Source organism: Lysinibacillus sp. fls2-241-R2A-57 (genome assembly GCF_030209535.1).
Lineage (GTDB): Bacteria > Bacillota > Bacilli > Bacillales_A > Planococcaceae > Lysinibacillus.
Window position 1 is genome coordinate 1 of sequence record NZ_JARVRU010000164.1, and the last position, 7,647, is coordinate 7,647.

General features: G+C 38.1%; 6 protein-coding genes and 1 pseudogene. 1 reads left to right on the forward strand and 6 read right to left on the reverse strand.

Translation table 11 applies throughout. The features are described 5' to 3' along the window. Nucleotides 1-246 precede the first annotated feature (246 nt). From QRN68_RS21820 to QRN68_RS21840, 5 genes and pseudogenes are all read right to left on the reverse strand, one after another. Nucleotides 247-1,917, reverse strand: a complete 1,671-nt coding sequence (locus QRN68_RS21820; RefSeq protein WP_285399169.1) for a methyl-accepting chemotaxis protein — start codon at nt 1,915-1,917, stop codon at nt 247-249. A 342-nt stretch (nt 1,918-2,259) separates the two neighbouring features. Continuing rightward, entirely contained in the window at nt 2,260-3,618 is a 1,359-nt protein-coding gene (locus tag QRN68_RS21825) for an aspartate aminotransferase family protein (RefSeq protein ID WP_285399171.1), read from the reverse strand. A 25-nt stretch (nt 3,619-3,643) separates the two neighbouring features. Further along, complete coding sequence (locus QRN68_RS21830; protein WP_285399173.1) at nt 3,644-5,173, reverse strand: CoA-acylating methylmalonate-semialdehyde dehydrogenase; 1,530 nt, start codon at nt 5,171-5,173, stop codon at nt 3,644-3,646. 24 nt (nt 5,174-5,197) lie between these two features. After that, a complete protein-coding gene (locus QRN68_RS21835; protein WP_285399174.1) occupies nt 5,198-5,383 on the reverse strand; it encodes a hypothetical protein in 186 nt (61 codons plus the stop codon). A 42-nt stretch (nt 5,384-5,425) separates the two neighbouring features. Next, nucleotides 5,426-5,614 (reverse strand): annotated as a pseudogene (locus tag QRN68_RS21840) (GABA permease); the annotation flags it as partial. Nucleotides 5,615-5,840: 226 nt separating this feature from the next. Here QRN68_RS21840 and QRN68_RS21845 point away from each other — a divergent pair. Further along, on the forward strand, nt 5,841-7,409 hold the full coding sequence (locus QRN68_RS21845) for a PucR family transcriptional regulator (RefSeq protein WP_285399175.1): 1,569 nt from the start codon (nt 5,841-5,843) through the stop codon (nt 7,407-7,409). On the opposite strand, the gene QRN68_RS21850 is transcribed toward QRN68_RS21845, so the two are convergent. Continuing rightward, the coding region (locus QRN68_RS21850) for a hypothetical protein (RefSeq protein WP_285399176.1) at nt 7,406-7,647 on the reverse strand (242 nt) is incomplete at its 5' end. The two genes, QRN68_RS21845 and QRN68_RS21850, sit on opposite strands and share 4 nt — an antisense overlap.

Consider the following 7,647-nt stretch of genomic DNA (forward strand, 5'->3'; position numbering starts at 1 on the left):
TGCTGACGCTTCGCTTTCGCACAGATAAAACATTTGTTGCTGACGCTTCGCTTTCACACAGGGCAAAGCTTCCTGGGGGGCGTCCATCCTCCACTCCAATCAACTTATATCAATTTAAATGTCATCCACAAATTTTGGTGATGAGCCATATTAACCTGTCAATTAAATGAATCTTAGCGCCTACTAGTACAAAAAAAGAACCTTTTTTGTATACATTTACAAAGAAAGGTCCTCCAATTATTCTTATTAAATTGAGAACCGCTTTACGGCTATTTGTAAAACTTTTGATACTTTACGTAACTCTTGAATATAATCATGGAATTGCTGCTGCGCGGTTAACTGATCGGCTGTTAAAGTAGCTACATGTTTAGTTGATGCTGCATTCGTATCAGAAAATGATGTTAACATTACCGCATCCTCATTAACCTTTTTCGTATGGTTTGCAATCTCTTGAACGGTTGCAGATACTTCCATTATATATGGCTTAATTGTATGTACTTTTTCTAAAATTTGATCAAAGCTTGTTGCCGTATCTCCTGTTACATGTACACCCTTTTCAGTTGCGGCTAACACGCCCTCCATCATTTGCACAGCATAATTAGAATCTAAATGAATGTTTTGTACAATGGACGTAATTGTTTGCGTTGACTGAACTGTCTGCTCCGCAAGTTTACGTACTTCATTGGCCACAACCGCAAATCCTTTGCCATGCTCACCTGCTCTAGCAGCCTCAATAGATGCATTTAAAGCTAAGAGATTTGTTTGTGCGGTAATTTTTTCAATTACCTCGACCATTTGATCGATCGTAGCGGCTCTCTCTACAAGATTAAAAATGGCTGTATTTGATTTTTCAACCGCATGTTTAATTGCCTGTATTTGCGTTAAATTTGCCTGTACAATTTCCGTGCCACTTTCTGCATCACGTGCAGTTTTATGAGCAAAATTTTCAACAACCTGTACTTTTTCTAAAATTACTTGCACACCACCCAGCACCTCCTCTAGAGAAGCTGTATTGGAAGCTAATTTTGTTGAAGAAGCAGCTGTTGAATTTGAAATAGACTGTACATCCTTAGCAATCTTGACGGTTGTGTTAGACGACTGCTCTGAGGATTGTTGCAGCTTCCCAGACATTTCTTCAACCTCATGTGCACTATTTGTTACTGTATGAAGTAGTCTTTTCACCTCTGTTGCCATTTGATTGTAAGACAATATTACTTCGCCAAGCTCATCCTGCGCCACATAGCTGGCATTCGCTGTAAAATCCCCTTGCTCTGCACGCTTTAATAATGACTTCAATTGACGTGTTGGTATATTTACAGCTTTTGTTGCTATAAACCCTATAAATATCACTAACAGAACAACAAATAGACACACTCCTCCCAATAGCCAATAACCAAATTGCACATCTTTCTGGTATGCCTGTTGCTGTTCCTCAGATTTCTGGACCAAATAGCTTTGAGTTTCTTCTAATAATGTATGACTTTGCTGGCTTACAGGTAAATATGTCTGAACATAAAACTGTTGTCGTTCATTTTGTTCTAACTGCTTATAGCTATCGACTAGTTCTATCTGCTGTTCTAGTAATGCCTTGTATTTCTTCATCTGATGATCCATTTTTTTATCGACTTCTAGATTTTCCAAATGACCTAAAGGCTGCTCAACATTTTTTAAAACTGCTGTCATTTCTTGATAAGTCCCAGCTGAATCTACTATATAATCTAATTGACGTTGTGATTCCTCTAGTTCATTTAACCATCCGATTGGTACAAGTCCTTCTGTATAGCTTTCACTTGCATGCCATGACATTTTCCGTAAATAATCCACACTAAAAACACCTAGCAATATATTCGATAGTACACAAACCATCATTAGTACGAGCAGCTTGTCCTTCACCATTATGTATCGAAAAAAACGCATTATCTTCGGCCCCTTCTCCAACTCTTACCAATAATGATAGTATGAAGATATAAAGCCAGTGTTATGTTTTTGTAAAGATTACGCAAAGAATTGTGAGATTTATCCCATTCTCACTACTATAATAGGCGCATATATCCCTCGATGTAATGTGATTTTAGCCCTCATCAAATACCTACCGATGCTTTTCTTTTAAGGTAATTACTACTCATTTTTACAGCTATCCCAGTATCAATTCACAGCATAGTGGTTATTCCTAGCTTTTCTTATGCTATAAGACAATCAAAAAGCTGTCTCAAAAGTTTTACGACGACTTTAGAGACAGCTTTACTTTTAGATCTTATATTATGCCTGCACTTTATGAATACTATCAATTACAACTTCTACTATCGTATCAAGATCCTCTTGTGCAATATTAAGTGGTGGCGATAATGTTAATACATTATTAAAGCCTGCAACAGTTGCACCATTTTTACCAATGATGACACCTCGCTCTTTACATCTTGCAATAACAGCATTTACTTTATCTACTGGTAAAGGCTCCTTAGATGCTTTATCGGCAACTAGTTCTATACCAATTAATAAACCCTTACCTCGAACATCCCCTACATTCGGATGTTTACCTAATGCTTGCTGGAGTGCCTGCAGAGTAGTAGCCCCAACCTCACTAGATCTTTCAAATAATGCTTCTTGCTCAAGAATCTCAATATTTTTCAATGCCACCGCACAAGATACAGGTGAGCCACCAAATGTATTAACATGGCGGAAATAACCGTACGCATCAGATCCAGTGAATGCCTCATAAATTTCACGTTTCACCGCTGTCGCTGATAACGGTAAATAGGCACTTGTAATCCCTTTTGCCATTGTAATAATATCCGGCTTTACACCGTAGTTCATAAATCCAAATGGCTTCCCTGTTCGACCAAAGCCACAAATTACTTCATCTACAATCATCAGAGCTCCATGTTTTTTACACACTTCCTCAATGCCCTTTAAATAGTTTTCCGGAGGCATAATGACGCCCCCACCTGTAATAATGGGCTCTAAAATTATAGCGGCTATTGTTTCGCTTAGCTCCCACGTCATCGTCTTATCTACAGCCTTTACACTCGCTAACTCTGTTGGAGCAAGTGTATCACTTTCATATTCACGATATTGATCAGGTGGCGCTACATGGATAAAGCCAGGAGACAATGGTTCATATTTATATTTGCGTTCCGCTTGCCCTGTCGCAGCCAATGCTCCAAAAGAACTTCCGTGATACGCACGGTAGCGAGAAACAATTTTATAACGGGAGCTTTCTCCTTTTTGCTGATGATACTGGCGCACCATTTTAAACGCTGTCTCGTTAGCTTCTGACCCACTATTAGAGAAGAAAATAACATAGTCTCCACCAAGCATTTCATTGATTTTTTCAGCCAGTTCAACTGCTGGTAAATGTCCTTGCGATAAAGGCGCATAGGCGTTTTTCAGCATCTGCTCATGTGCAACATCTGCTAATTCCTTGCGTCCATAGCCTACATTTACACACCATAATCCTGCCATAGCATCGATGTATTCAACCCCGTCTGTATCAACGATTCTCGCACCATTTGATTTTTCTACTACATATGTCGCTTGTGGGTTGTAAGGTTTCATTGAATGCCATACATATTGTTCATCTTTCTTTAAAATATCATTGTTAAGATTTACTTGAACCACATCTATACACCCCTTTATGATTTTTTCATTTAGTCACATCGTTATTGCTTGGGAATGCAAAGGAACTTGTCGTATCCTCCGTTTCATCCGGCCAGCGTTCAGAAATCGTTTTCGCTTTCGTAAAGAATCGTGCTTGATCCGGCCCAAACATATGTCCTTCGCCAAACTTTGAACGCTTCCAACCACCAAAGTTGTGATAGCCAACTGGAATTGGAATCGGAACATTCACGCCTACCATACCTACTTCAATTTCTTCCTGGAATTTACGTGCTGCCGAACCGCTCCTTGTAAACATCGTGACACCATTCCCGAGTTCATGGTCATTAATTAAATCAATAGCTTCTTGTAAGGTTTCAACGCCTACAACAATACGCGCAGGGCCAAAAACTTCCTCTTTAAAAATGGTCATATTTGGCGTTACATTATTTAACAATGTCGGACCAAGATAAAAGCCTTTTGATGTTTCACATATTTTCGGATTTCGACCGTCCGTTACAAGATTGGCCCCTTCCGCAATAGCACCTTCGATATATCGAAGAATGGTATCTTTCGATTGCTGTGTAATAACTGGGCCAAAGTCTACCTCGTCATCTGTATATGGACCAACCTTTAAGTTCAAGACTTTCTCCTTTAATATCTCTGTAAAACTTTGTTTCGTATCTTTCCCAACAACGATCGCTCCTGAAATGGCCATACAACGCTGGGACGCCGCTCCAAATGCTGCACCTAAAAAGGCATTAGCAGTTTGCTCTAGGTTTGCATCTGGCATGACAATCATAAAGTTTTTCCCGCCACCAAATGCAGCGACACGCTTATTGTGCTTCGTCCCCGTTTGGTAAATATACTCCGCAACAGGTGTGGATCCAACAAATGAAATTGCTTGTATCTCTTTATTTTCTAGCAGTTCATTTACCGCCTCTTTATCACCATTAACGACAGTCCAAATTCCATCTGGCAGCCCCGCCTCTTTCCATAATTCACTTAAATATAATGCTGAGATTGGCACGCGCTCAGACGGCTTTAAAATAACTGCATTTCCTACCGCAACCGCCATACTTGTAATCGCAAGTGGGACCATGACAGGGAAATTAAATGGTGCAATCGTCGCAACAACTCCAAGTGGGGCTTTTGCAGAGAAGGCATTAATATTGCCGCCTACATTCACCGAGTATTCCCCCTTCAGCATTTGCGGGGCACTTATGGCCATATCTACAGATTCAATGCCACGAACAATTTCGCCTTTTGCATCTTCCTTCGTCTTCCCACTTTCCTCACAAATGACTTCAATGAGCTCATCCTGTCTTTCTACTAATAGCTGACGGAAACGATGTAAAACCTCGATCCGTTTGCCAATCGATGCCTTTTTCCATGCAGGGAATGCTGCCTTTGCTAACTGGATAGCCTGCTTCACTTCATCTCTTGTCGCTAATGGAACTTGTGCAATAACCTCTCCTGTTGTTGGATTAAAAACTTCTGCGTAACGACCACTAGTACCGGCTGTTTCAACACCATTAATAAAATGTGATAATGTTTTCACTTTTTGCTGAACTGTCATAATTTCCCCACTCCTCGTTTATTGTTATTCAAAATCCAATTCTTCCTTTTGAAAAATAGAACTTGCTTCATCTACTGGGTTAGGTGACTTTTTCTTTTGTGTAACTACATAGAAAATCATCACTATCGCCACTACAATACATGTAAATAAAATTTGTGAACGCATTGATTCAATAAAGAACATAGCGATCAGTAATGCCGTTGTAGCCAATATTGTGAAATACGGGAATAACTACATTTTCACTTTTAATAACTAGGGATTTTCTTTCTCAATTTTCCGGCGCATTCTTAATTGTGAAAATGCAATGATTAAGTAAAGAATTAACGTGATTGCACTACATGAACTAAGTAAAAACATAAACACTTTATCTGGTGAAACATAGTTCATAATAACGGCAATATACGAGAAGAATGTCGCTGTTAATATGGCATTAACAGGTGCACCGTTTTTGTTTTAAAAAATCGATTGAATTACCGCTTACAAAAATTTTACATGTTCCACAGAATCGAAGTAATAGACAAACTGTAAAATTCTATCCTTTTGTTTTAAACATAATGTAAAATAGACTCAATATTCCTAAAATATAATATTTTTGTTTATTTTAGCGAAAATCACACATTAATAAGAAAACTAACTATAAGTCCATGTTAAAAGGAAGGTGGATAAAATGAGTCAATTTAAGCTTAAAGTGAAGGATGTACTAGAAAATACATACTTTCAAAGTGCTGAGGTCGTAGCTGGTGAGGATGGTTTATTACGAATTGTAAAATGGGCTCACGTCATGGAAATTATCCAAGTAGATAATTTTCTAGCTGGTGAGGAATTAGTTTTAACAACAGGGATTAGCCTTCAGCACAGCATCGAAAACTTTATCTTTTTCGTAGAATCCCTAATCGAAAAAAATTGCGCGGCATTGTGCATTGAATACGGGACTTCCATACAAACTATCCCAGAAGTAATCGTATCTCTTGCCAACCGTCATAGCTTCCCTATCATCGTTTTTCATGACACAGTTCCTTTTGTCCGTATTACACAAGATTTACATAGCCAAATTATGAATCAACAATATTTAATGATTTCCACTTTAGAATCCTATTCTCAAACGTTAAATAAAAATGCTCTTTTAGGGCAAACTACGGAAGATATTTTACACAATATGTATAATGAATTAAAAACACAAATCATCTTTTCAATTAAAGGTCGAGAGCCTATCTTCTTTCCAAATATGTCGCACAATAAGCGTCAACAACTATTAAAGATGAAAAAATCAGCACCAGTATTTAAAAATGAACCCATCTTTATTTTGGATCAACATTATGCAGATTTATCTCTCTTTAGGGAAGATGGTCGATTCTCAGAATTCGAATTACTGATTTTAGATCGAACAGCTACTGCGTTAGCACAGCTATTAATGCGGGAATTTTATATTGAGGAGAAAAGGGATATCGAGGATGCCTCTATTTTAGCGGATTGGATAGATCAAAAACTATCGAAAGAAGAAATTTATAAATTTATCGTAACACATCATTCTAACTATAACCTTTCTAGCGGAGCTGTTTTTATGTTAGCTTCTCCTAATGCAGTCACTAAAGTTCAAGAAGATATTATCTATAGTAAGCTCTACTATCGAAACCTTTTTGAGCAAAACGGCTTTATCCCATTTTTATTTGAAAGAAAAAGCTATGTCATTTTTATTTTGCTCCATACGAAGGATAGTAAAGCGAGTCGCGAATTATTAAATACGTTAGTGTCTTCTCTCCAAAAAACCGACTTTTATAAAAAACAAATGGGCCAAGGTTATCAAATAGCAATCGGCAAAGTCGTTACAGACGTAGAAGAAATTCCAAAGAGCTACCAAACTGCACTCGAAACATTATATATTTGCAGCAAAGTACAAACAACATCTTATTTTTACGATGACTTGCATTTGTATCACTTAATCTATAAATTACAGATGCAAGTAAATTTACAGGAAGTCATTCAAGATTATTTGCAGCCTGTTATTGACTACGATAGAAAATATAACAGCAAGCTACTAGAAACACTGCAGGTATACTTACAAACAAATGGCTCCAAACAACAAACAGCCAATCAATTGTTCATCGTTCGCCAAACACTCTATCATCGTTTAAAAAAGCTTGAGAGTCTTTTAGGAGAAAATTTCATGAAGGGGCATAATCGGATTACACTTGAATTCATGTTGCTCGCTAACTCTTTAATTGAAGAAAAATCTTAGTTTTCGAGTTTAGCGGCGGTATTCACCGGTTTAGCGGCGATGCTCACCGGTTTAGCGGCGTTGTTCACCGGTTTAGCGGCGATGTTCATCGATTTAGCGGCGATGTTCATCGATTTAGCGGCGGTATTCATCGATTTAGCGGCGGTATTCATCGATTTAGCGGCGGTATTCATCGATTTAGCGGCGATGTTTTCCTTTTTATCAGCGATGTTTTCCTTTTTATCAGCGATGTTTTCCT

What these genes read in the sequence shown, in the direction of transcription:
- QRN68_RS21820 (WP_285399169.1), bottom strand. Translation starts at nt 1,917, where the DNA reads ATGCGTTTTTTTCGATACATAATGGTGAAGGACAAGCTGCTCGTACTA.
- QRN68_RS21830 (WP_285399173.1), bottom strand. Translation starts at nt 5,173, where the DNA reads ATGACAGTTCAGCAAAAAGTGAAAACATTATCACATTTTATTAATGGT.
- QRN68_RS21845 (WP_285399175.1), top strand. Translation starts at nt 5,841, where the DNA reads ATGAGTCAATTTAAGCTTAAAGTGAAGGATGTACTAGAAAATACATAC.